Origin of the sequence: Rhodococcus sp. DK176, from assembly GCF_038447315.2 — a bacterium.
GTDB classification, from domain to species: Bacteria; Actinomycetota; Actinomycetes; order Mycobacteriales; family Mycobacteriaceae; genus Rhodococcus_F; species Rhodococcus_F jostii_A.
Genome location: NZ_CP118321.2, coordinates 463425 through 486768, shown reverse-complemented (window position 1 = coordinate 486768; position 23344 = coordinate 463425). Strand labels below are relative to the sequence as shown.

16 protein-coding genes are annotated in these 23344 nt (G+C 66.5%); 10 read left to right on the top strand and 6 right to left on the bottom strand.

Annotated features, from left to right (window positions below; all coding sequences use genetic code 11):
• Nucleotides 1-41: 41 nt before the first annotated feature.
• Nucleotides 42-416, bottom strand: a complete 375-nt coding sequence (locus tag PSR88_RS02095) for an ANTAR domain-containing protein (RefSeq protein WP_016880990.1) — start codon at nucleotides 414-416, stop codon at nucleotides 42-44.
• Between the two features lie 75 nt (nucleotides 417-491).
• Nucleotides 492-1454 (bottom strand): NAD(P)-dependent alcohol dehydrogenase, encoded by a 963-nt coding sequence (locus PSR88_RS02090; RefSeq protein WP_016880991.1) that lies wholly within the window; start codon nucleotides 1452-1454, stop codon nucleotides 492-494.
• A gap of 252 nt (nucleotides 1455-1706) precedes the next feature.
• Between PSR88_RS02090 and PSR88_RS02085 the strand changes: the two genes are divergently transcribed.
• Nucleotides 1707-8807 (top strand): amino acid adenylation domain-containing protein, encoded by a 7101-nt coding sequence (locus PSR88_RS02085; RefSeq protein WP_342338040.1) that lies wholly within the window; start codon nucleotides 1707-1709, stop codon nucleotides 8805-8807.
• Nucleotides 8808-8811: 4 nt separating this feature from the next.
• On the opposite strand, the gene PSR88_RS02080 is transcribed toward PSR88_RS02085, so the two are convergent.
• From PSR88_RS02080 to PSR88_RS02070, 3 genes are read right to left on the bottom strand one after another with little or no spacing between them, the layout of a single operon-like run.
• Nucleotides 8812-10053, bottom strand: a complete 1242-nt coding sequence (locus tag PSR88_RS02080) for an amidohydrolase (protein WP_011593705.1) — start codon at nucleotides 10051-10053, stop codon at nucleotides 8812-8814.
• Between the two features lie 32 nt (nucleotides 10054-10085).
• A complete protein-coding gene (locus tag PSR88_RS02075; protein ID WP_016880992.1) occupies nucleotides 10086-11519 on the bottom strand; it encodes an amidohydrolase in 1434 nt (477 codons plus the stop codon).
• Between the two features lie 35 nt (nucleotides 11520-11554).
• Nucleotides 11555-13021: an MFS transporter gene (locus PSR88_RS02070; protein ID WP_016880993.1), complete on the bottom strand. Its 1467-nt coding sequence runs from the start codon at nucleotides 13019-13021 to the stop codon at nucleotides 11555-11557.
• Between the two features lie 102 nt (nucleotides 13022-13123).
• On the opposite strand from PSR88_RS02070, the gene PSR88_RS02065 reads away from it, so the two are divergent.
• The 5 genes from PSR88_RS02065 to PSR88_RS02045 all read left to right on the top strand — a co-directional run bounded on the left by PSR88_RS02065 (nucleotide 13124) and on the right by PSR88_RS02045 (nucleotide 18556).
• Complete coding sequence (locus tag PSR88_RS02065) at nucleotides 13124-14137, top strand: Lrp/AsnC family transcriptional regulator (protein WP_011593702.1); 1014 nt, start codon at nucleotides 13124-13126, stop codon at nucleotides 14135-14137.
• 1269 nt (nucleotides 14138-15406) lie between these two features.
• The gene (locus PSR88_RS02060; RefSeq protein WP_016880995.1) at nucleotides 15407-16279 is read left to right on the top strand and encodes an SDR family NAD(P)-dependent oxidoreductase; all 873 of its coding nucleotides are present in this window, start codon (nucleotides 15407-15409) and stop codon (nucleotides 16277-16279) included.
• Between the two features lie 15 nt (nucleotides 16280-16294).
• Nucleotides 16295-16528, top strand: a complete 234-nt coding sequence (locus PSR88_RS02055) for a ferredoxin (protein WP_016880997.1) — start codon at nucleotides 16295-16297, stop codon at nucleotides 16526-16528.
• A gap of 6 nt (nucleotides 16529-16534) precedes the next feature.
• Nucleotides 16535-17764, top strand: coding sequence for a cytochrome P450 (locus PSR88_RS02050; RefSeq protein WP_016880998.1), 1230 nt, complete (start codon nucleotides 16535-16537; stop codon nucleotides 17762-17764).
• Nucleotides 17765-17953: 189 nt separating this feature from the next.
• The gene (locus PSR88_RS02045) at nucleotides 17954-18556 is read left to right on the top strand and encodes a TetR/AcrR family transcriptional regulator (protein WP_011593695.1); all 603 of its coding nucleotides are present in this window, start codon (nucleotides 17954-17956) and stop codon (nucleotides 18554-18556) included.
• Between the two features lie 33 nt (nucleotides 18557-18589).
• Here the strand turns inward: PSR88_RS02045 and PSR88_RS02040 are convergent, their stop codons facing one another.
• Nucleotides 18590-19192, bottom strand: coding sequence for a TetR/AcrR family transcriptional regulator (locus PSR88_RS02040; RefSeq protein WP_011593694.1), 603 nt, complete (start codon nucleotides 19190-19192; stop codon nucleotides 18590-18592).
• 71 nt (nucleotides 19193-19263) lie between these two features.
• Between PSR88_RS02040 and PSR88_RS02035 the strand changes: the two genes are divergently transcribed.
• The 4 genes from PSR88_RS02035 to PSR88_RS02020 are packed head-to-tail and all read left to right on the top strand — an operon-like array spanning nucleotide 19264 to nucleotide 23169.
• Nucleotides 19264-20445, top strand: coding sequence for an aromatic ring-hydroxylating oxygenase subunit alpha (locus tag PSR88_RS02035; RefSeq protein ID WP_016881000.1), 1182 nt, complete (start codon nucleotides 19264-19266; stop codon nucleotides 20443-20445).
• Nucleotides 20442-21203 (top strand): enoyl-CoA hydratase/isomerase family protein, encoded by a 762-nt coding sequence (locus tag PSR88_RS02030; protein ID WP_011593692.1) that lies wholly within the window; start codon nucleotides 20442-20444, stop codon nucleotides 21201-21203. The genes PSR88_RS02035 and PSR88_RS02030 overlap by 4 nt, the downstream gene beginning before the upstream one ends.
• A gap of 41 nt (nucleotides 21204-21244) precedes the next feature.
• Nucleotides 21245-21922 (top strand): PaaI family thioesterase, encoded by a 678-nt coding sequence (locus tag PSR88_RS02025; RefSeq protein WP_020476752.1) that lies wholly within the window; start codon nucleotides 21245-21247, stop codon nucleotides 21920-21922.
• Nucleotides 21919-23169: a CaiB/BaiF CoA transferase family protein gene (locus PSR88_RS02020; protein ID WP_011593690.1), complete on the top strand. Its 1251-nt coding sequence runs from the start codon at nucleotides 21919-21921 to the stop codon at nucleotides 23167-23169. Before PSR88_RS02025 ends, PSR88_RS02020 begins: the two co-directional genes overlap by 4 nt.
• Nucleotides 23170-23344: the final 175 nt, after the last annotated feature.

Here is a 23344-nt window from a genome sequence, read left to right as displayed (position 1 = left end):
CCGGCGACTCCGGCGTGCCGATAGTCGACGGGCCGCGCTGGTCACGGGTGAATCTGTGTCGCAAGGTGGGGATGGTGTCGCCCGTGGAGGCTGGCCATGCGTTGCGAAGGACGGTGGTGCCGCGAAGGTTGTCCGCGGAGTCCTTCCCACTCGGGGAACGTGCCCGGACGGCGACTGGTGAGGTGCCGGGTGTTGCTGGTGAGATCGATCAGGCACCGAGCGGCGCCCTGCACGGAGAGATGGTGCCGTCGTGCCACGTCGAGCAGTTCGTCGAACGCCTGCGCATCGCTGTAGCCGCGGCTGGTGATCAGCACCGACTTGGCGGTGGTCAAGAGTTCACGGTCGGAGGGCCCGCGGCGCCGGTCGAGGAAGCTTCGGGTGGGCCGCGCGGGGTTGGGGTTCTCGGATTTCAACATCTGGCACCGTCCTTTGTCTACGAGATTCCCCCAGGTCGCGATCTCGTAAACGTGCGTACCCGAGTGCCGGCCCGTCTAGGCCACGGTTATGACGACGTTGCCACTCTTGTGTCCGGTGTCGACATACCGATGCGCCTCGACGATGCGTTCCAGGGGATAGCTGCGGTCGATGACGATCCGCAACGTGTCCGCTTCGAGGAGCTGCTTGATGTACGCCAATGCGTCGTTCTTGCGGACCGACATACCGGTGACGACTTTCCTTCCGCCTCGGATCGACGTCCAGAGTTGCAGCAGGTTGTTGTTCAGCCCGGATGTGGGAACGTAGCACCCGTGCTCGGTGAGCGAGCCCTTGCACCGAGCGAACGAGTTCCTGCCGACGGCGTCGAAGACGACGTCGTATGCCTCGGTGTCGTCGGCGAAATCCTCGGTGGTGTAGTCGATGACGTTGTCGGCGCCCAGGGATTTCACCAACTCCGTGTTGTGCGGACCGCACACTCCGGTGACCTCCGCGCCGAACGACTTGGCGAGTTGCACCGCGTAGGTGCCGACGCTGCCGGAGGCGCCGTTGACGAGGACCTTCTGTCCGGTTCGCACCTTCGCCTTGTCCCGAAGGAAGAACAGTGCGGTTGTGGCACCGTCGACGGCGGCGACGGCCTCCTCGTAGGTCTTGTTGACCGGCTTGAGTGCGAGCGAGGCGGTTTCCGGTAGGCACTTGTACTCGGCGTAGGCGCCGATGTCGAAACCGGTGAACCCGAATACCTGATCGCCCGGCCGGAACCGGCGGACGTCCTTGCCGACGGCCTCGATCTCTCCGGCAAGTTCCAGGCCCAGGGTCCGCAGTTTCCTCCGTGGCCTTCGCAGGCCGAGGATCAACCGGCCCCACAAAGGCTCGCCGCGGCGCATCTTGCATTCGGCTGTTGTCACCGTTGTCGCGTGGACTTTCACCAGGACTTCGCCGTCCTTGGGTGTCGGCTTCGGGACTTGCGCGAGTTCGAGAACTTCGGGACCGCCGAACCGAGTGTGGATGATCGTCTTCATCGCGGACCTCCTCGGGGGCGTTCCAGGTCGTCGCGCCTCGAACAAGCTCACGGCCAAGCATAGTTCTCCGGCATCTTCGTCGTGGGGTCGCGCGGGCGGTGCAGGGTGTCCACACCACACACCTAGGGTGTGTTTTCGCGCATGGCGATCCGCGGGACTGTAGTGGCGTCGGTATATCCGGCTGCCCCTGCCCACAAGGACCGAGCGTCCCGCCGTCGATCCAGCGGCGCAAGCACCCTGGTTGGTGATTTGATGGAACACGCTGCGCGAGCGAACTACCGAGAGCATCGATCCGATCCGTTCCCGCTGTCCGCGGCGCAGCACGGGCTGTGGTTTGCGCAGCAACTAGCCCCGGACGTCCCGATCTGCATCGCGCAGTACGTCGACATCCGCGGGCAGCTGGACGTCGATTTGTTCCGTGAGGTAGCGCTCGTTGCCGGCCACGAATACGAGTCGGTGTTCCTGCGCCTGGTCGATGTCGACGGTGAGCCGTACCAGGTGGTCGATCCGCCTGCCGATGCGGCCATGGGAATCGTCGACTTCCGCAGTGCATCCGACCCGATGGCCGCCGCGGAGGCGTGGATGCAGGAGAACTACACGGCACGAGTCGATTTCGAGCACGACTATCTGTGCGAATCGTCGCTGCTGCGGGTCGGTGACGAGCGGCACCTGTGGTACAGCAGGATCCACCACGTCGCCCTCGACGGATACGGGGCGATGACGATGGTCAACCGTGTCGCCGCCCTGTACACCGCGGCGGTCCACGGTCTCGAGCTCGAACCGAACCGTGCAGCCGACCTGCACACCCTGCACCGCCTCGAAGGCGACTACCGGGCGTCCCACCGGTTCTCGTCCGACCGTGATTACTGGGCCGAACGTCTCCACACACGCACGAACGGCGCCTCCCTGACCGACATCGACGCTCCACCCGCCGCCCACAGCCTGACCGTGCGCGCGGCGCTGTCCGCCGATACCGTCGCACGGCTCGAGGACACCGACGGCCGGCCGGGCGCAACGGCAGCAGCCGCGTTGATCGCCGCCTTCGCCTGCTACCTCTCGCGGCGGACGGGACGGCAGGACGTGCTCGTGGACATTCCGCTGTCCGCGCGCACCACCGCTGTACTGCGCCGTTCCGGCGGCATGCTCGCCAACGTTGCGCCATTGCGTGTGCAGGTCCGATCCGACGACACCGTCGGCGACCTCGTGACCCGGGTCCAGCACGAACTGATGGGTGCAATGCGGCACCAACGCGGCAACGTCGAGGACATTCTGCGTGAGCTGGGTGTGTCCGCCGAGGCCCGCAGGATCTCGGGACCGATGATCAACGTGATGCTCTTCGACCAGGATCTCACCTTCGGCTCGCTGACCGGTGACTTCCGGATCCTCACCACCGGTCCTGTCCCGGACCTGTCCGTGAACGTGTACCGGAGCGGCACTCCGGCGTCGACGATCGTGGAGTTCGAGGCCAACCCGTACCGCTACCGCGACGACGACCTGCGGTCGCATCACGCCGGTGTCGTCGGATTGATCGACGAACTGCTCGCCGCCGACCCCGGTACTCCGCTCGCCGTGATCGGCGCTGCGGAGTTGGAGTGCTTGACTCCGGTGGTGGGTGGGGTGTCGGTGTCGGAGGTGTCGTTGCCGGAGTTGTTGGCGGCGTCGGTGGTGGTGGATCCGGGTGCGGTGGCGGTGGTGTGTGGGGATCGTCGGTTGACGTATCGGGAGTTGGATGAGGCGTCGAATCGGTTGGCGCGGGTGTTGTTGGAGGCGGGGGTGGGTGCGGAGTCGGTGGTGGCTGTGGCGGTGGCGCGGTCGGTCGAGTCGGTGTTGTCGGTGTGGGCGGTGGCGAAGACGGGGGCGGCGTTTTTGCCGGTGGATCCGCAGTATCCGGTGGGGCGTGTGGAGCACATGCTGGTGGATTCGGGTGTGGTGGTGGGGGTGACGGTCTCGGAGGTGCGGGATCGGTTGCCGGGTTCGGTGCGGTGGGTGGTGCTCGATGATGCGGTGGTCGTGTCGCGGTTGTCGTCGGTGTCGGCGGGGGTGGTGACGGATGTGGATCGGGGTGCGCCGGTGCGGGTGGGTCAGGCGGCGTATGTGATTTATACGTCGGGGTCGACGGGTGTGCCGAAGGGTGTGGTGGTGACGCATCGGGGGTTGGCGAATGTGGTGGCTGCGCAGCGGTCGGGTTTCGGGGTGTGTGCGGGTGCTCGGGTGTTGCATTGTGCGTCACCGAGTTTCGATGCGTCGGTGTTCGAGTTGGTGTGGGCGTTGGGGTTGGGTGCGCGGTTGGTGGTGGTTCCGCCGACGGTTTACGGTGGGGAGGAGTTGGCGCGGATTCTGGTGGGGGAGTCGGTGACGCATGCGGTGTTGACGCCGACGGCGTTGTCGTCGGTTGATCCGGTGGGGTTGGGGGCGTTGGGTGCGTTGGTGGTGGCGGGTGAGGCGTGCCCGCCGGAGTTGGTTGCTCGGTGGGCTCCGGGTCGGCGGATGTTCAATGCGTACGGGCCGACGGAGGCGACGATTATGTCGAATGCCAGTGGTGGGTTGGTGGTGGGGGAGTCGGTGACGGTTGGTGGTCCGGTTCGTGGGTTCGGTGAGCTGGTGTTGGATGGGCGGTTGCGGCCGGTGCCGTTCGGGGCGGCGGGGGAGTTGTATTTGTCGGGTCCGGCGCTGGCGCGGGGGTATCGGAATCGGATGGCGTTGACGGCGGGGCGGTTTGTTGCGGATCCGTTCGGTGGGCCGGGGGATCGGATGTATCGGACGGGGGATGTGGTGCGGTGGCGGCGTTCGGTGGGTGGTCCGGTGCTCGAGTATGTGGGTCGCTCGGATTTTCAGGTGAAGATTCGTGGTTTCCGCGTCGAACTCGGCGAAATCGACGCAGCGCTGACACGGCATCCCCGCGTCGCGTTCGCCGTGACACTCGGCCGCACCGCCCCGTCCGGGGACACCGTCCTGGTGGCGTACGTCCTGCCGTCCGGTGACGACGAACCCGACGTCACCGAACTGACCGACCATGTACGCGGCTTCGTGCCCGCCCACATGGTGCCCGCGACCGTCGTCATCCTCGACGAACTGCCCCTCACGCCGGTGGGCAAGCTGGACCGGCAGGCATTGCCGACCCCGGATTTCGCGATCGTCCGCACCGTGTTCCGCGCATCGACTAATACGGCCGAGCACACCGTGGCAGACGTCTTCGCCGAGGTGCTCGGACTCGACCGGGCCGGGCTCGACGATAACTTCTTCGACCTCGGCGGTAACTCGCTGAGCGCGACCCGCGCCGTCGCCCGCATCAACTCCGCGCTGGGCGTCGGCTTGGGTGTCCGGGAGTTGTTCGAGGCGCCGACCGTGGCGGAACTCGCCGACCGTGCCGCTACCGCGGATCGCAGCACCGCGGCGCGTCCCGCCCTCACGGCGACCCCGCGCCCCGACCGGGTGCCGCTGTCCCTCGCACAGCAGCGGATGTGGATCGTCAACCAGGTCGACACGACCTCGCCCGCCTACAACGTTCCGATCGCACTGCGCCTGACCGGCGAACTCGACATCGAGGCTCTGCGCGCCGCGTTCGGCGACGTCGTCGAACGACACGAACCGCTCCGCACCGTCTATCCCGGCTCCGCAGACGGCCCGCATCAGGTGGTGCTGCCCGCGGATCGGGTGACCCTCGACCTCACCCCGGTCACCGTGTCCGACGAGGCGGCGCTGCGCAGCGAGCTGGTGCCTCTCGCGTCGGCCCAGTTCAACGTGAGCCGCGACGTCCCGATGCGTGTCGCGGTGCTGCGGATCGGCCCGGACGAACACGTGGTGGCTCTCGTGTTGCACCATATCGCGGCGGACGGATCGTCGATGGCGCCGCTCGCCCGCGACGTGATGGTTGCGTACACCGCGTGTACGCACGGACGTCCGCCCGGGTGGGCGCCGATGCCGGTGCAGTACGCGGACTTCGCGCTGTGGCAACGCCGCACGCTGGGCAGCGACACCGACCCGGACTCGCTGCTTTCGGCGCAGCTGGACTACTGGTGCCGGACCCTCGACGGGATGCCCGAGCTGCTCGAGCTGCCGACCGACCGGCGGCGCCCGCTGCAGCGGTCCGCACACGGCGCCACCGTGCCGTTCGCGATCGGCGCGGACCTCCACAGGAAGCTGTCCGACCTCGCCCGGGACCACGATTCGACGCTGTTCATGGTCGCGCACGCCGCACTCGCCGTCCTGCTCGGCCGCCTGAGCGGCGAGACGGACCTCGCGGTGGGCACGCCCGTCGCCGGTCGCGGCGACGCGGCACTCGACGAGATGGTCGGCATGTTCGTCAACACCGTGGTGCTACGGACCCGGGTCGCACCCGAGAGTTCCTTCACCGACTTGGTGGCGCACGTCCGCGAGACCGACCTCGGGGCATTCGGGCACGCGGAGGTGCCGTTCGACCGGGTGGTGCAGGCGGTCGACCCGGTCAGGTCGACCGCGCACACCCCGCTGTTCCAGGTGCTGCTCGAGTTCCAGAACACCGAGGAGAGCCGCCTCGAACTGCCCGGGCTCACCGTCGAGGTCGTCGACGCCGGTGTCGAGGTCGCCAAATGCGATCTGTACCTGACCCTGAGTGAGAACGTCGACGGAACCGGCGAACCTGCCGGAATGTCCGCGGCGTTCGGTTTCGCCACCGACATCCTGGACGCGAGCACCGTGCGCGGGTTCGCGGACCAGTTCGTCCGCATCCTCGACGCGGTCACGGCGTCGCCGGACCGCCCGATCGGCGACATCGCCGTGATCGGCGCTGCGGAGTTGGAGTGCTTGACTCCGGTGGTGGGTGGGGTGTCGGTGTCGGAGGTGTCGTTGCCGGAGTTATTGGCGGTGGCGGTGGTGTGTGGGGATCGTCGGTTGACGTATCGGGAGTTGGATGAGGCGTCGAATCGGTTGGCGCGGGTGTTGTTGGAGGCGGGGGTGGGTGCGGAGTCGGTGGTGGCTGTGGCGGTGGCGCGGTCGGTCGAGTCGGTGTTGTCGGTGTGGGCGGTGGCGAAGACGGGGGCGGCGTTTTTGCCGGTGGATCCGCAGTATCCGGTGGGGCGTGTGGAGCACATGCTGGTGAATTCGGGTGTGGTGGTGGGGGTGACGGTCTCGGAGGTGCGGGATCGGTTGCCGGGTTCGGTGCGGTGGGTGGTGCTCGATGATGCGGTGGTCGTGTCGCGGTTGTCGTCGGTGTCGGCGGGGGTGGTGACGGATGTGGATCGGGGTGCGCCGGTGCGGGTGGGTCAGGCGGCGTATGTGATTTATACGTCGGGGTCGACGGGTGTGCCGAAGGGTGTGGTGGTGACGCATCGGGGGTTGGCGAATGTGGTGGCTGCGCAGCGGTCGGGTTTCGGGGTGTGTGCGGGTGCTCGGGTGTTGCATTGTGCGTCACCGAGTTTCGATGCGTCGGTGTTCGAGTTGGTGTGGGCGTTGGGGTTGGGTGCGCGGTTGGTGGTGGTTCCGCCGACGGTTTACGGTGGGGAGGAGTTGGCGCGGATTCTGGTGGGGGAGTCGGTGACGCATGCGGTGTTGACGCCGACGGCGTTGTCGTCGGTTGATCCGGTGGGGTTGGGGGCGTTGGGTGCGTTGGTGGTGGCGGGTGAGGCGTGCCCGCCGGAGTTGGTTGCTCGGTGGGCTCCGGGTCGGCGGATGTTCAATGCGTACGGGCCGACGGAGGCGACGATTATGTCGAATGCCAGTGGTGGGTTGGTGGTGGGGGAGTCGGTGACGGTTGGTGGTCCGGTTCGTGGGTTCGGTGAGCTGGTGTTGGATGGGCGGTTGCGGCCGGTGCCGTTCGGGGCGGCGGGGGAGTTGTATTTGTCGGGTCCGGCGCTGGCGCGGGGGTATCGGAATCGGATGGCGTTGACGGCGGGGCGGTTTGTTGCGGATCCGTTCGGTGGGCCGGGGGATCGGATGTATCGGACGGGGGATGTGGTGCGGTGGCGGCGTTCGGTGGGTGGTCCGGTGCTCGAGTATGTGGGTCGCTCGGATTTTCAGGTGAAGATTCGTGGTTTCCGCGTCGAACTCGGCGAAATCGAATCGGCTCTCCTCGGATACCCCGGTATCGATCGTGCCGTCGTGAACACCAGCGGCGACCGGTTGGCCGGCTACGTCGTCCCCGCTGCGGGCTCGCTACTGGACACATCCGCGGTCCTGGCGCACGCCCGTGCGCGGTTGGCCCCGCACATGGTCCCCGCGACCGTGACGGTGCTCGACGCCGTGCCGGTGACCGCGAACGGGAAACTCGACCGCGCCGCCCTGCCGGAACCGGACTTCACCGCGGCGCGCGCCGCGTACCGGGCGCCGCGCAACGCGACCGAGGAGGTGGTGGCCACCGCGTTCGCCGAGGGGCTCGGCCTGGACCGGGTCGGCCTCGACGACAACTACTTCACGCTCGGTGGCACGTCGCTCACCGCGACGAGCGTGATCGCCCGGATTGCCGAATCGTTTGCGCGCGTCGTGCCGGTGCAGTGGATCTTCACCCATCCGACGCCGGAAGCCTTGGCACACATGATCGCCACGGCGCCGGAGGACTCCCGCGCGGACGGCGCCGCCGACCGGTCGCTCGACGTGCTGCTGCCGCTGCGAACCACCGGAACCGGCAACCCGGTGTTCTGCATCCACCCCGCGATCGGATTGGCCTGGTGCTTCACCGGGCTGGTGCAGTACCTCGGTGACCGTCCGGTGTACGGGCTGCAATCCCCGGCGCTGACCGACCCCGACCTGCGCGTCGACTCCTTGGAGGATCTCGCCGCCCGGTACGTCCAGCGGATCCGCGCGGTGCAGCCGCACGGCCCGTATCACCTGGTCGGCTACTCGGTCGGCGGTCAGATCGCCCATGAGATGGCGGTGCAGCTCACGGAGGGCGGCGACGAGGTGGCCACCCTCGCGATGCTCGACACACACCTGACCGGAGGATACGGTCCCACGACGGAAAAGCCGACCGTGGCAGCACTTCTGGCGGAGCTCGGCGCGGTGGTCCCGGGCGACGAGGATGCGGCGGCGACCACGGATCGCGCCGTGGAAGTGCTGCGCCGCACCGGCGGACTGTTCGCAGCCGTGACCGCGGACGACCTCGACGCCGTCCACCGGGTGTTCACGCAGACCGTCGACCTCGCCCTCGCGCACCGCCCGTCGACACCGATCCGTGCCGATCTGCTGTTCTTCGGTGCGGCGGACTCTGTGGATGCCCCCACCGGCGTCTCCGCGTGGAGGCCCCACATCAGCGGCGAGATCATCGAACACGCCGTTCCCGTATCGCACCAGCAGATGACGAGTCCGGAAGCGCTCGCCGGCATCGGCCCCGTCCTCGCGCAGCACGTGACGATCGCCGAGCGCCGGCTCGCCCTGTCCTAGGCGATCACGCCCAGCTGGCGCGCCGGGTGAACCCCTCCGGCCGTTCCGCCTGCAGACGCAGCAACTCCCCGCGGACCTCGGCGTCCAGCGCGGCGTCGAGGACCGTCCACGCCAGCGCTGTCGCACCGTCGAGGATCGCGGCGTCGGCCGCGGGACTGGCTGCGGCGTCGGCGAAGTCGGCGTTGTGCGGGATCGCGGTGCTACCGAGCACCGCGATCGCGGGATGGATCGACGGCACGACCTGGGACACGTTGCCCATGTCGCTGGAGCCTCCGCCGAGTGAGGCGGACGTGAGTTCGCGGCCGGTGGCCTGCAGGTTTTCGTCCCAGATCGCCGCGAGCACCGCGCTCTGGACCATCGGCGCGTACGGCGGTTCCGTGGCCTCGTATGTCCACTCGCATCCGGTGGCGATCGCGCCCGCTTCGAAGCAGGCGAGCACCCGCTCCTTCACCTCGCGCCACTCACCGATCTCCGGCGCCCGCACCTCGACCTGCACCACGGTCCGGGCCGGAATGATGTTGGTGACGTCTCCGCCGTGCGAAACGAACGCGTTGACCCGTGTCTTCGCCCGGAACTGCTGCCGGACCAAACCGAGGGCACCCAGCGCGATCGTCGCCGCGGCACCGGCGTTGATCCCGTGCTCGGGTGCGCCGGCGGCGTGTGCGGCGCGGCCGGTGAATGTGACCTCGAATCGGTCGACCGCCTGCATCCACAGCGAGGCGCAGGGCATGTCCGTCCCCGACGCACCATGGACCATCAGCGACAGCGCCGCGTCCTCCCACGCACCGGCTTCGAGCATCGGGATCTTGCCGCCGCCGTGCTCCTCGGCGGGTGTGCCGAGCAGTTTGATCCGGAGACCGGCCTCGTCGGCGACCGCCGCGAGCGCGAGCGCCGCACCCACCCCGGCGGCCGCGATCATGTTGTGCCCGCACGCATGCCCGACCTCGGGCAGCGCGTCGTACTCGGCGCAGATCGCGACCGTGAGATCACCGTCGCCGTAGACCGCCTCGACGGCCGTGTCGAGCCCGTAGACGCCCACGGTGGTATCGAAGCCGGCGTTCCGGAGCGTGTCCCCGACGAGGCCGGCGGCGCGGTGCTCCTCGAACGCGATCTCGGGGGTGTCGTGAATGCGATGGCTGAGTTCGAGCAGTTCCTTCTCGCGATTCCGGACTACCTGCGCCGCAGTGTCCTTCAATGCTGCCGCGCGAGTCTCGGTGGTGTCTCCGACTGGGGTGACGAGAGTCATGTGGGTCCTTCCTGGTGGTTGCGACCGGACGGTCAGACGGCGACTGTGTCGCGCAGGGGCGGGGCGATGACCCCGTCGGGAAGCGGGGAGTCGTACGGGGTCTCGGAGATGCGGGTGCTGAATTCCTTGCGCGCGGAGGCCAGCAGTTCGGCATCCGTCAGCAGGTCCGCCGCGGTCGCGGCCATGATCTTGGCGGCGTGGATCATCCCCTTGTGTGCGGCGGGAAGCTTGCCTTGGGCGACCATCTGCCACGAGTGGGCGGCAGTGCCGACGGCGACGCACGCCGTGGCGCACTGCACGAGGGGTGCCACCCGGCTGACGTCACCTAGGTCGCTGGATCCGGTCAGCGTCGGCCGTGGCGTCCGCGCGTCGAATGTGACGATGTCGGTGTGCAGAGCGCTTCCGTCGCCGTCGAACTCACCGCCGAGTGTGCTCGCGGTGCGTCCCGACGCCGTCGCGGTGGTGAACGCCGATGCGGACTCGAGGTCGCCGGCGTCGAAGGGAACCGGTCCGAGCTCGCGGAGTCGCTCCTGCATCGAATCCTCGAGGACGACGTTGGGCAGGATGTCCGAGCATCCGCCGTCGATCTCGATCTCGACCGAGGTCTCGGTCATCAGCGCGGCGCCCTCGGCGATCTTCGTCACGCGGGCGAACAGCTCGCGCATGCCGGCCACGTCCGGCGACCGCACCAGGTAGTACGCCTCGGCGCTCGCCTGGACCACGTTGGGTGAGCGACCGCCTGTGTCAAGGATCGCGTAATGGATCCGGCAGTCCGAGGGCATGTGCTCACGCAGGAAGTTCGTGCCGACGTTCATCAGCTCGAGCGCGTCGAGAGCGCTGCGGCCGCGCTCGGGGGACACGCCTGCGTGGGAGGCGACACCGGTGAAGCGGACGTAGGCCTGGATGTAGGCGAGTGTCCGGATCCGTTGCACGGTGGTGGTGTCGCCGGGGTGCCATGACACGGCAGCGTCGACGTCGTCGAAGGCACCTTCCTTGACCATGAACGTCTTTCCGGCGGCGGCCTCTTCTGCCGGGCAGCCGTAGTAGCGGACGGTTCCGGGGAGGCCGTTCGCGTCGAGGTACCGCTTGACCGCGGTCGCGGCCAGGAGTGAACCGCCGCCGAGCAGGTGGTGGCCGCAGCCCTGTCCGTTCCCGGTTTCGTTGCCGGGTTCCGGTTCCGGCACGGCACTTCCCGATTTCTGGCTGAGCCCGGCGAGGGCGTCGTATTCGCCGACGATCGCGATCACGGGCGTGCCACTTCCGGCTTCGGCGCTGAACGCGGTCGGGATACCGGCCACCGCCCGGGTGACGGTGAAGCCCTCGGCCTCCGCGACGGCGATCTGCGCATCGACGGAAGTATGTTCTTCCCATCGCAGTTCGGGCTTGTTCCAGATTGCATCGCTCAATGCGGTGTACTGCGAGCCGAGTTCGTCGATGGTGCCGAGGAGGTATGGATCGATAGACACTTCGATGTCCTTTCGTTCGGTGTTCAGGAGAGATGTCAGGCGGGCACTTGTTCGTCGTCGGCGAGTGGGGTCGTGTCGTTCTCGGTGTTGGCCGGCTGCGACCGAAGTTTCAGTGCCAGGACAGCGGTGAGGACGCACAGTGCCGCACAGACTGCCCACACCACGTGATAAGCGCCCACAGAGGGGATCTGCTTGCCGCCGGCGGTGAGCGCGGGAGTGATCATCGACGACATCACGAGGGCGAACACTGCCCCGGCGACGGCTCCCGACGCGGTGCGGGATGTGTTGTAGAGGCCGGATGCGATGCCGACCGAATCCGGTGGGGCCTGCTGCACGATGACGGTGGGCAGGACCCCGACCACCACGCCACCACCCAGTCCCGCGACGACGAGCCACAGCGTGAACAGGGCGACGTTCCCCTGGACGACGATCATCAGGATGTAGGAGGCCGCCGCGAGGACCGCACCCAGTGCGAGCGATCCGGGCACGGTGAGGGCGGAATGGGCGAGCCGGTCGCTCACCGAGGCGCCGACGAACATCGCGAGCGCGAACAGTGCCAGGATCAGACCGGTCATCGAGGCGGTGACGCCGAGCCCGTAGCCGTTGGTCTCCGGTGAGGCACGGAGGAAGAGGGCGCTGGGGGTCTGGACACCGAATAGTTGGGCGCCGAACAGCATGGCCATCAACATGGGAACGCGCATTCCTCGCCCGACGACGTCGAGGTCCACGAGCGGGTGCCGGACGCGTCGTTCCACGAACACCCAGACGACGAGAACCGCGGCCCCGACGCCGATGGCCGACCACGTCAGCGCGCTCGTCCAACCCCAGGTGCTCGCGTTGGACACACCGCCGAGCACGCCGAGCAGTCCGACCGTGAGCAGGACGGCGCCGGTCCAGTCGACGGTGCCCGTCTTGCGCACCGTCGTCTCCGGGACGAGGAAGTAGACCACCGCGAGGCAGATCGTCATGAGGACGGCGGGAACGAGCAGCACGACGCTCACGTCGCCGATCACCGAGTCGAGGAGGAAACCCGAGAGTAGGCCGCCGACAGCGGCGCCCAGCGTGAGCGACCCGACAAGCCTGCCGATGCTCCGGCCGGCCGTGGCCGGATCACGGTCCCGCACGATCGCGAACTCGAGCGGAAGGAACGCCCCGAGCGGTGCCTGCAACGCCCGGCCGACGAGCAGCAGTTCGAACGACGGCGCGAACGCGACGAGGAACGAACCGAGCGCGACGGACGCGGTTGCGACGACGAGAAGCCGCTTGTGGCCGAAGAGGTCACCGAGTTTGGCGATCAACGGGACGCAGGCCGCCGTTCCCAGCAGATACATGGCGCTCACCCAGTTCAAGGCGGCGGACGACGCGTCGAAACGTTCGCCGATGGCGGGCAGCAGCGGGGAGAACCACCCCTGCAGCAGGCCGCTGGCGAACTCCATGACCACGAGGAATCCGACCGCTGCCGTGGCAGCGTCGCTTCCCTGGAGGTGGCGCGAAGAACTCATGTGGACTCCAAGAGGTTCAGCGGAAGGTGACTGGTGGAAGAGTGACCCGGTGTGAATTCCATCGTGTAAATTTGCAGCTTTCTCGGCACTAAAGGACCATCCATGCAGGATTACGAGCCAGATGACGTCGACTTCGGACTCATGCATGCATTGCAGATCGAGCCGCGAGCCTCCTGGAAGGCGCTCGCGCCGATCCTGGACGTCGACCCGGTGACGTTGTCGCGGCGGTACCAGCGGCTGCGCGACACCGGTCTGATCTGGATCACCGGTTACGACGCCGGGACTCCGGGACGTGGCGTGCTGGTCGAAATCGAATGCGCACCAGGGAAATCCGTCGCAACCGCGCAGGCGATGGCGGAGGACCCGATGGTCGCCGGTATCGACTTCACGGCGGGCGGTCGCGACCTCCTGCTCACGCTGATGGCGCAGGATTCGGCGGACACGTCTCGGTTCCTGCTTCATCGACTCGGCGAGTACCCGGCGATCCGGCGCGCCCGCACCCACCTCATCACCGAGGTGCTGTTCGAGGCGGGGAACTGGCGGCTGCGCACGCTGTCCGCGGCGCAGGCCGCCCGTGTTCCCGGCCCCCGGCCGCCCCGCCCGCGCGCTTCGCGGACCGTCTCACCCGACCTGAAACGCGTGATCCACCACGAACTCGGCATCGACGGCCGCGCGGCCACCACGGCGATCGCCGAACGCGCCGGCGTCAGCAATCAGCGCATCACCGACGCCATCGCGACGATGCGGCGAGACGGATCGCTCCTGCTGCGCACCGACATCGCCCGCACCTACTCCGAGTGGCCGGTCTACGCCTGGTACTTCATGCAGGTTCCCGCGCCCCTGATCGAACGGCTGCGGACGTCGCTGGGCCGAATCGAGGAAGTGCGGTTGGCGGTACTCGTGGCCAGCGAATACAACCTGATCATGGCCGTCTGGTTGCGCACCCTCAACGACGTCCACCGGTTCGAACTGCTCCTCGAGAAGCTCCTGCCCGGATCGCGGGTGGCCGACCGGTCGGTGGTCATGCAGATCGGGAAACACCTGGGCCACATCCTGGACGAACAGGGACGGGCCACGGGGCCGGTAGTTCCCATGACGCCACCGGGCAGGGCTTGACCACCACCCACTCTCGCGCCCCCGACCCACGGGCCGGGCCGGCACCAGACCTCGTTGCCTCAGTGTGAGGCTTGACACATGCAATGCCTGACATCTAACGTAATTTGTATCACTGTTAAGTGTGGCAGGGTGCTGGCGATCCGGTCATGAGGCGATAGGAGCTCACGTTGGCTCATGTAGTCGCGCAATCCTGCTGCAATGACGCAAGGTGCGTCTTGGTGTGCCCGTCGATTGCATTCATCCGGCTCCGAATGAGCACGGCTACGGTCACGCGGAGATGCTCTACATCCGATCCGATCGGATATTTCGAAGGCGCAAGTACCGATGCATGTCCGGTCGTCGCGATAGCTTCCGAATGCGACCTGACTTCGGAAACGTTGCGCTACGAGGAGATCGACGCGGCGTATCACGCCAGCCGGGATCCGCCCATCCCTGGTGCCGAACCTCCTGTCGCCGAGACGGCCCGGTGTCGCAACGCGCACTGCTGAGGTGGCGATTGTGGGGTCCGGCCCATCCGGCTGCTACGCGGCGGAAAGCTCCCGCCGTGGAGGTCTCCCTCGTCGAGACGCTCGATACTCCGTAGGGCTCATCCGATTCGGTGTCGCACCCGATTCATCAGGGGACCAAGACGGAACACCGATATCGCCCTTCATGCGTTGGAAGCGTTGTTGGAGAGCAAGATCAAGGAGAGTTCCACCCGGCCACGTGGCAAGGGAGGCGTCGGCGTCGTCGCCGCCGCGCGGCCGACACGCCGGATCGATTGAGGCGATGACAGCCACGATCGTCGAGGAGTTCTCGACTACCTCAGCTCCACCGGGAGAAAGGCGTAATGCTTTGCGCTAGCTTCTTTCTCCGTTGGAGGTGCTGGGATCCGACCGAGTGGACGGGTTCGCGCGGTCCACAACGGCGTCGACTACTTACGTTTGGCAAGCGCTCGACGCGTACGAGCGGCGGCTCGACAGGGAATGGGGCTGGCGCGTGTGAAGCTGGTAGATACAACCTGATGATTCAAATCGTCTCGCGTGCAGCTAGTTCTGGCTGCGATGACCTCGATACGTCGCTGCTCGGACCGGCTCAGAAAGTGATTGACGTCTCATAGACTAACGGTATAAGGTTTATTTGTATCGGAATTGCGACCCGCACTCGATCGTCTCGACCGGCGAAAGCGCCCCATCGGGGATCGGAAAGTCATGTAAACCAACAATGTTGGATGCTGTCCCGCTCCGCAAAATCTTCGGCATCCGATGAACCATCACAGAGGAGTTTGCAGTGAAGCTTCAGGACAAAGTTGCCGTCATCACCGGCGGCGGATCCGGGCTCGGGCGCCAGGGCGCGCAGTTGTTCGCGTCGGAAGGTGCGAAGGTTGCGGTAGTCGACATCGACGGCGATCGAGCCGAGCAGACGGCGAAACTGGTTGAGCAACAGGGTGGAACTGCGATCGCCATTACCGCCGATGTGAGCGACGAGGCCGCGGTGTATCGCAGCGTCGAGGCGACCGTCGATCAGTTCGGCAAGCTCGACATCATGTGGGCCAACGCCGGCGTCGTGTCCCGTGGGGGTGTGCCGTCGGTGGCAGGAGGCGAGCACGTGGAGTTTCAGGACCTCACTGATGCCGATTGGCAGCACGTTCTCGGGGTCAACCTCAGCGGCGTCGTGTACTCCTGTAAGGCGGCGGTGCCGGCGATGCGGGCGAATGGTGGCGGCACCATCTTGGCAACGTCCTCTGCGGCTTCCTTCGCCGCCTATCACAGCATCGCGATGTACTCGGCGACGAAAGCCGGCGTCAACGGCCTGGTTCGCGGCCTCAGCCTGGATCTCGGACGGTACGGGATTCGCGTCAACGCCCTCGCTCCCACCCACGGGATGTCGCCGAACTTCCTGATGGGTCCCGGCACCCCGGTCATCGGTCAGTCCTACGAAGAGACCGCGGGGCCGTGGGACCCGGGTGTCTCGCCGATTCCGCTCAAGCTCCAGCGTCCACCGTCGCTCGTGGACAACGCGAAGGTTGCACTCTTCCTCGTGTCGGACGACTCCGCATACATTTCGGGTCTGACGCTGCCCGCGACGGACGGCGGCACCCTGTCACGTGTGGCGATGATGTTCGAAGAGGACGCACCGAATCCGACGCTTCCTGTCGACTGAGCGGAGCGACCGTCCATGAGAACCCCTGCGCAGAACCGTGCGCCGTCATTGAGGGTCGACCGGTCCGCGTGTGCTGGCCACGGCCTCTGCTACGGGGCGGCGCCCGACATTGTCGACAGCGACGACCAGGGCTACCCGGTAGTCGTTGCCGAATCGGTTCCGCAGGAACGACGAGACCAACTGGATGCCCTCGTCGAAATGTGCCCCGAACGCGCGCTGAGCGTCGAACCCCCAACGCGGAAAGGTTGAGAAGCAGTGACGACAACCCAACTACCCGACAGGCTCATCGTGGACTTCGACGTCTACGACCAGACCCTGGCGATGCCTGAGGACGTGTTTCAGGAACGTGCTGCGGCGCTGAGGGCCATCGGCCCCGTCGTGTACTCGAAGGCGCATGGCGGACACTGGATCGTGACGCGCTACGAGGAAATCCACCAGGTCTTGCGTGACCCGGAGACCTTCTCCAGCTACCCCAACAACCTCGTGAACGCCGGTCAGGGGAAGTTCATCCCGATCGAGCTCGACCCGCCGGAGCACACGTACTACCGGCAGGCGCTGCAACCGCTGTTCAGTCCCAAGCGGATGAAGGAACTCGAGCCCCGGATCCGTGACGTCATCAACGAGCTCATAGACGATTTCGCGGCACGCGGCGAAGCCGAGTTCATCTCGGAGTTCGCGCACGAGTTGCCGACACGGGTGTTCCTGGCACTGATGGGTTGGCCGCTCGAAGACGCCGAGATGTTCACCACGACGACAGACGTCGCACTACAGGGTGTTCCCGGCGGAACCGAGGAAGAATCGGCCACGGCGCGCGAGGCTGCAGCCAACCAGATCTTCGGCTACTTCGGTGCCATCGTGGCCGGAGTGCGGTCAGGTGAGATCACCTCGGACACTCTGACCGCACAGATCATCAACACCCCGATCGAGATGGGGGACGGGGTACGGCTCCTCACCGACGAGGAGCTGTACCGCATGTTCTTCCTTCTGCTCATCGCGGGTTTGCATACTGTGCAGGGTTCACTTGCCTGGGCGATCATCCATCTGGCGAACAACCCGGGTCAGAGGCAGGAGATCGTGGACGATCCCGACACCGTTTCGGCGGCGGTCGAGGAGATCCTGAGGATCGAGGCCGCCGTGATCGCGGGCCGGCGAGCGACCCGCGACGTCGAGATCGGCGGAGTCACGATCAGGGAAGGGGACCAGCTCATCGTGCTGCTCTGCTCGGCGAACCGTGACGGCGCCGAGTTCGAAGATCCGGACGAGCTGAGGGTCGACCGCTCGCCCAATCGTCATCTGTCCTTCGGCGCCGGGCCCCACCGTTGCATCGGGTCGCATCTGGCACGAATCGAGCTCAAGCTGGCCATGGAGGAGATTCACAAGCGACTGCCCGATTACCGTCTCGTTCCGGAGGACCCGCCGATCCTGCACGCGACCCAGGTGCGCGGATGCATCCGACTTCCGATCACCTTTACACCCGCGTCCTGAGTCCGGGGCGGAGATTCGAGGCAGATGTCCGATGGTCCCGTGGGAATGTGGGACCTCGGACACCTGCCTCGTTCATTGGTGTAGGGGTGCTGGCCAGCGGGTGCGGAATACAACATCTTACGTGTATTGTCATTTGTATCGTGTCTGGTCGGGGTGGCTGGTCGGAATGATCGTGTCTGGAGCGCGAGGATGGCAAGAAGAAGAACTGCCGGGGTGCTGAGTCAGGACGCCGACGTCGCACGGTCCCAGATACTTGTGGCTGCTCAGGCTATGATTCTTCGCTTCGGAATCTCGAAGACCACGATGGAGGACATTGCCAAGGAGGCCGGGGTTTCACGCCCGACCGTCTACCGCTATTTTCAGGACCGTGAAACGCTCACCACCGAGCTGATCAGGTGGCGATCGCGCCAGACCCTCGATCGCGGCCGGAAGTTCCTGATGGAGTGTGCAACGTTCGAGGACAAGCTGATCGAAGGTCTCATCTACCTGGTCTACGACGGAATCAACGACCCGATCGTGCGCATACTTGTCAGTCCTGAACACGTCGGCGGAGATTCGTGGCTCGAGACCATCCCACTCGCAACGAGTCTGACCACCGAACTGTGGGGCCCGATCTTCGACGAGGCTAAGTCCAATGGCGAGATGCGCGCAGATATCGACACGGGCGAGGCGTGCTCCTGGATCACCCTTGTACAGCTGATGCTTGCACCGCGGCTGGACAATTCGGATCCGAGCGATCCCTCGCACCGCCAGATGATGAGGCAGTTCGTCCTGCCTGCCTTCCTGCCGTAGTTCCGACCGCCGTTCGCGGCGTCCCTCGCGGTCTCAGTTGCCGGCGGGCAGCAGGGAAGGGACGAGGAAGGCGCGTAGCTTCTCGCGGAACCGTTCCAATGAGCCGGTGCCGCCGTTGAGTTGGCTGATGCACATGATCTCGAGTTCGGAGATCCACTCGCAGAGCAGTGCCAGATCGACGTCGGCGCGGATGTCGCCGGCCTCCTGGGCGTCGCGCAGAATCGGCTCCCAGAGTTCGCTCGTGAGTTCGACGGCCTTGCCCGACGTGGTCAGCAGCGAGTTCGCCAGTGTCATCTCCGACGGCGAAACGAGCAGGTGAACCATAGGGTCCCGGAGACCGCTCTCGACGTTGTTGCAGATGCCCTCGACGAGGCGCTCCTCGATGGTGGGCCACTTCGCGATGAAGGCCCGGGCCGGCTTCATGTTCTTGCGCGCGCGCCGCGCGACCGACTCGATGATCAGACTCTCGCGGTCCGAGAAGTATCTGTAGACGGTCGCGCGGGACATATCCGCCGCGCGAGCGACGTCTTCCATGGTCGTCTTCGTGATTCCGAAGCGTTCGAAACACGTCTCCGCTGCGGTGAGGATCGTCGAGCGGACGTCGGTCGCGGGGTCGTTTCCAGTCCTTGCAGCCACCAGTAGACAGTACCGTCATCAATTTGAGTGAGACGCTAGACAAGCAATGTCTCATGTGCCACTCTCGGTGTATGGAGCGCGAAGACAAGATCACCCTCACCGAGCGACTGATCGCACATGTCGACAACAACAGCACCGACTACGCGGATGACCTGCTTCGAGTGCCGTTCTCGGCGTTCAACGACCCCGAACTCGCCGAACGCGAACGCAAGGTGGTCCGGCGACTGCCGCACATCGTCGCGCACGTCGACGAGCTGAAGAAGGCCGGCGCCTTCGTCACGACCGAGCTGATCGGCACACCGCTGCTGGTGGTGCGGCAGACGGACGGCAGCGTCAAGGCCTTCTCCAACGTCTGCAGGCACCGGGGTGCAAAGGTGGAGTTCGAGGAATCGGGTTGCAAGCGCATCTTCAGCTGCCCGTATCACAACTGGGCGTACGGCCGCGGCGGCGATCTGCGGGGGATGCCGCACTCGGAAGGCTTCGACGGCATGGACCGCGCACAGTACGGGCTCGTGGAATTTCCCTGCGAGGTACGGCACGGCCTGGTCTGGGTGGTTCCGACGGTCGGGGCTGATCTCGACATCGCCGCGATCCTCGGCGCCAAGCACGACGCGGAGGTGACGGCGACCGGAATGGCGGAGTCGTTCCAGGTGCGCAAGGAGACCTGGAGACTCGACATGAACTGGAAGATCGCCGTCGACGGCGTGCAGGACTCGTACCACCTGTGCCAGTTGCACACCAAGACAGTGTGCAACTACCTGGAGGGGAACATCACGGCATACGACCTGGTGGACCGCTCATGGCGAATCGTCGTCGCGCGCAAGTCGATAACCGAGGTTCGCGGCGCCGATCCCGACTCGTTCGACGTCCGCGACTACTCCCTCGCGAACTACACGATCTATCCGGGCACCATGCTTGTTACGGAGCCCAATCACTTCGAGATCTGGACGATCGTTCCCGACACCGAAGATCCCAACGTGTCGTACTGCACCATCCGTCTGCTCTCCCCAAAGGAGCCGGAGACCCCGCGCGAGAAGCGGATTCTCGACAAGAACTGGGAACTCCTCATGGAGACCCTGCACGCCGAGGACTGGTTCGTCACGAAGACGATCACCGCCAACGCGGCGCACGGGCAGGTCGACGAGCTGATCTACGGACGGAACGAACTCCCCGGTCAGGTCTTCCACAAGATGATCACCCGGGATGCCGAGGAGGTCGCGCGTGAGGAGGCCGCGGTCGGCGGTGCGAAGTGACGTCGGACGACCTGCATCGATCGTCCCCGGCTCCCGGGGTGTTGCAACTCGACCTAGCTCGCCCGGACGTGCACAACGCGATCTCGCTCGGTCTGCAACGTGAACTCGACGCCGCGCTCGCAGAGGCGGCACACGACCCGGACGTTCGGGTGGTGGTACTGGCGGGAGAGGGCGCAGCGGCGTTCTCCGCCGGATACGACCTGAAGGAACTTCGCGCGATGACCCCGGATGCCGGAGTCCTGAGCATGCTCGAACGAGAAGAGCTGCTGTGGCGGTACTTCACGTTCCCCAAACCGACGGTTGCCGCAGTCCACGGGATCGCCCACGGCGCGGGAACCCTGCTCGCGGTGTGTTCGGACCTGCGGGTGGGCGGCCCCGGCACCCGCATCACCGTCACCGCGGCGAAGTACGGCGGAGCCAACCTGACATGGGTCCTCGACCAGCTGATCGGCGCCGGGCCGACCCGCGATCTACTGCTGACCTCACGAGCAGTGTCCGGCGAGGAGGCCTTCCGGATGGGGCTCGTCTCCCGGTACGCGGCCGACGGCGACGTTCTCGGCGCCGCGCTCGAGGCGGCCGAACAGATCGCCGCTCAGCCTCCCGAATCGATGCGCGAGATCAAGGCGCTGCTGCTCGACGGACCGGGGCAGGGCCTGCGGAGCCGATACGACCGGGAAAACGTCGTGTCGCGCACGACCCTTCGACCCCGCCCGGTCGAGGAGATATTTCGCTCATACTTCGGAAGTCGCGCACAGTGATTCGCCGTTCGTCACTCTCCTCCACAGAAAGTGAGATCCGGATGGACGCCACCACTGTCTCGACCACCGACGATATCTGGAGTCCCAGCTGGGACGACCCGTTCGAACCGACTACCGACCATGACGACGAGTTCGCGGAACTGACCGACGCCCTGCGCGCGGTGCAGGAGGCCGTCACCCGCAGCCGGCCCACCCCGGAGGCGGCGGGCCGGGCAGCGCGAACGCTCCGTGACCTCGCGGCCCGACTGGCAGCGTTCGAGGTCGGCGAGGACGAGCAGATCTCCGGGCGCCGCTGGGACCTTGCGGGGCGCGGGCAGACCCTCACACCGGCCCTCCATCTCGACGAGGTGACCGAAAACCGGGCGCGCGGGCACGTCGTCGTCGGCAGATTTCATTCCGGCCGATACGCGATGAACGGTGGCGTGACACCGTTGATCTTCGACGAGATCCTCGCGCGCCTCGCCAACAGCTGCGGCAGACCGTGGGCACGCACGGCGTACCTGCACGTCAACTATCGGGCGCCCGCGCCACTCGACGTCGAATTGCGTGTGGAGGCAGAGTTCGCCGGCCAGGACGGTCGCAAGCGGTTCATGCGCGGTGCCATGTATCACGGAGACGTCCTCGTGGCCGATGTCGAGGGACTCTGGATCGAACTGAAACCCGAACAAACACAGAATGTCTCGCTGGCCGTGGGTTGGGGAGCGGAGGAGAATTCATGAGTGGGTACTCGCTGTTGGATGGTTTGCGGGTCCTCGAGGTCGCCCAGCTCGCCCCGGCGTCGCTGGGTGGGCACCTCGCGGACCTCGGTGCCGAGGTGATCAAGGTGGAGTCGGGGCCGCTCGGCGACCCGGTCCGCGTCGGTGGCAACCGGGCGATCGGCGATCCTGACGGACCGGCGTTCATGCACCTGCGATGGAATCGCGGCAAGAAGTCCGTCGCGCTCGACCTGCGCAGTCCCGAGGGCAAGCACGCCTTCCTCGACCTCGCCCGCTCGTGTGACGCCGTCGTCGAAGGTATGCGCGGCGGCTACCTGGACTGGCTCGGAGTCGGCTACGAGCAACTGCGCCAGGTGAATCCGAAAATCGTGCTGTGCACCGTGTCGGGTATGGGCACCGACGGCCCGTACCGGGCTCTGGGTACCGGCGGTCCGGTGTTCGACGCCTACGCCGGGCTGCGCGAGGTGAACACTCCCGCAGAGCCGCCGGCCGAGGGCATGGCCGGCTCCACCACGCCACCGATCGCGATGTACGCCCTCGGCGCGTACGGGGCGATGGGGTTGCTCGCCGCACTGCACAAGGCCGGAGCCACCGGTGTCGGCTGCCACGTCGAGGTGTCGGGCATCGACGTCGCCGCCGCGTGGATGCCCGACCTGGTGGATGCGGAGCTGAACAGGGACCGCTCGGTGCCGCGTCCGTCCTGGCTGCCGGACGGCCGGCTGCCCGACTGGCCGCGACTCGAGGCCTACCGCACCAGCGACGGTGAGGCGATCCTGTTCGGGTCGCACGTGGAGAAGTTCTGGCACAACTTCCTGGTCGCAGTTGGGCGTCAGGACCTGATCGGCGTCGACCTCACCAGCACCGACGCAGGCGCCGCCGCCCGCGCGGACCTCGTGTGGCGTGCGCTGACGGAGATCTTCGCGCAGCGCACCCGCGCCGAGTGGGTGCAGCTGTTCCTCGACCACGGCATCGCCGGAGGTCCGGTCAACAGCGTGGCCGACATGCTCGCGGACCCGCATTTCCAGGCGCGGGAGAACACCTACCGGGTCGACTACCCGGGGGTCGGTGAACTCGAATTCGTGGTCAGCCCGGTGCGGGTCGCCGGGGAGAAGTTCGCACCCGCCCTGCCACCGGTTGTCGGTGCCGACACCGCGGAGGTGCTGCGGTCGGTGGCCGGGTACGAGGATGCGCGGATCACCGCGGCGATCGACCCGAGAACGCCCCGACACGAGGCGCCGCCCGCCGGCTGACCGGGCGCATCCCACAGGAGAACGACACCCACACGAAATATATTGTGTGGGTGTCGTTTTCGTGCGACAGTCCGGTTCTGGGGGGTGCCCGAAATTTCCGGATCGAGCATTGCGCCATTCGCCTATAACTGTTAGGTTTACCGCACATGAAGTGAGGGTGGTCACACCCGGCTGA

What these genes read in the sequence shown, in the direction of transcription:
- PSR88_RS02095 (WP_016880990.1), bottom strand. Translation starts at nt 416, where the DNA reads ATGTTGAAATCCGAGAACCCCAACCCCGCGCGGCCCACCCGAAGCTTC.
- PSR88_RS02090 (WP_016880991.1), bottom strand. Translation starts at nt 1,454, where the DNA reads ATGAAGACGATCATCCACACTCGGTTCGGCGGTCCCGAAGTTCTCGAA.
- PSR88_RS02085 (WP_342338040.1), top strand. Translation starts at nt 1,707, where the DNA reads ATGGAACACGCTGCGCGAGCGAACTACCGAGAGCATCGATCCGATCCG.
- PSR88_RS02080 (WP_011593705.1), bottom strand. Translation starts at nt 10,053, where the DNA reads ATGACTCTCGTCACCCCAGTCGGAGACACCACCGAGACTCGCGCGGCA.
- PSR88_RS02070 (WP_016880993.1), bottom strand. Translation starts at nt 13,021, where the DNA reads ATGAGTTCTTCGCGCCACCTCCAGGGAAGCGACGCTGCCACGGCAGCG.
- PSR88_RS02065 (WP_011593702.1), top strand. Translation starts at nt 13,124, where the DNA reads ATGCAGGATTACGAGCCAGATGACGTCGACTTCGGACTCATGCATGCA.
- PSR88_RS02055 (WP_016880997.1), top strand. Translation starts at nt 16,295, where the DNA reads ATGAGAACCCCTGCGCAGAACCGTGCGCCGTCATTGAGGGTCGACCGG.
- PSR88_RS02045 (WP_011593695.1), top strand. Translation starts at nt 17,954, where the DNA reads ATGGCAAGAAGAAGAACTGCCGGGGTGCTGAGTCAGGACGCCGACGTC.
- PSR88_RS02035 (WP_016881000.1), top strand. Translation starts at nt 19,264, where the DNA reads ATGGAGCGCGAAGACAAGATCACCCTCACCGAGCGACTGATCGCACAT.
- PSR88_RS02025 (WP_020476752.1), top strand. Translation starts at nt 21,245, where the DNA reads ATGGACGCCACCACTGTCTCGACCACCGACGATATCTGGAGTCCCAGC.
- PSR88_RS02020 (WP_011593690.1), top strand. Translation starts at nt 21,919, where the DNA reads ATGAGTGGGTACTCGCTGTTGGATGGTTTGCGGGTCCTCGAGGTCGCC.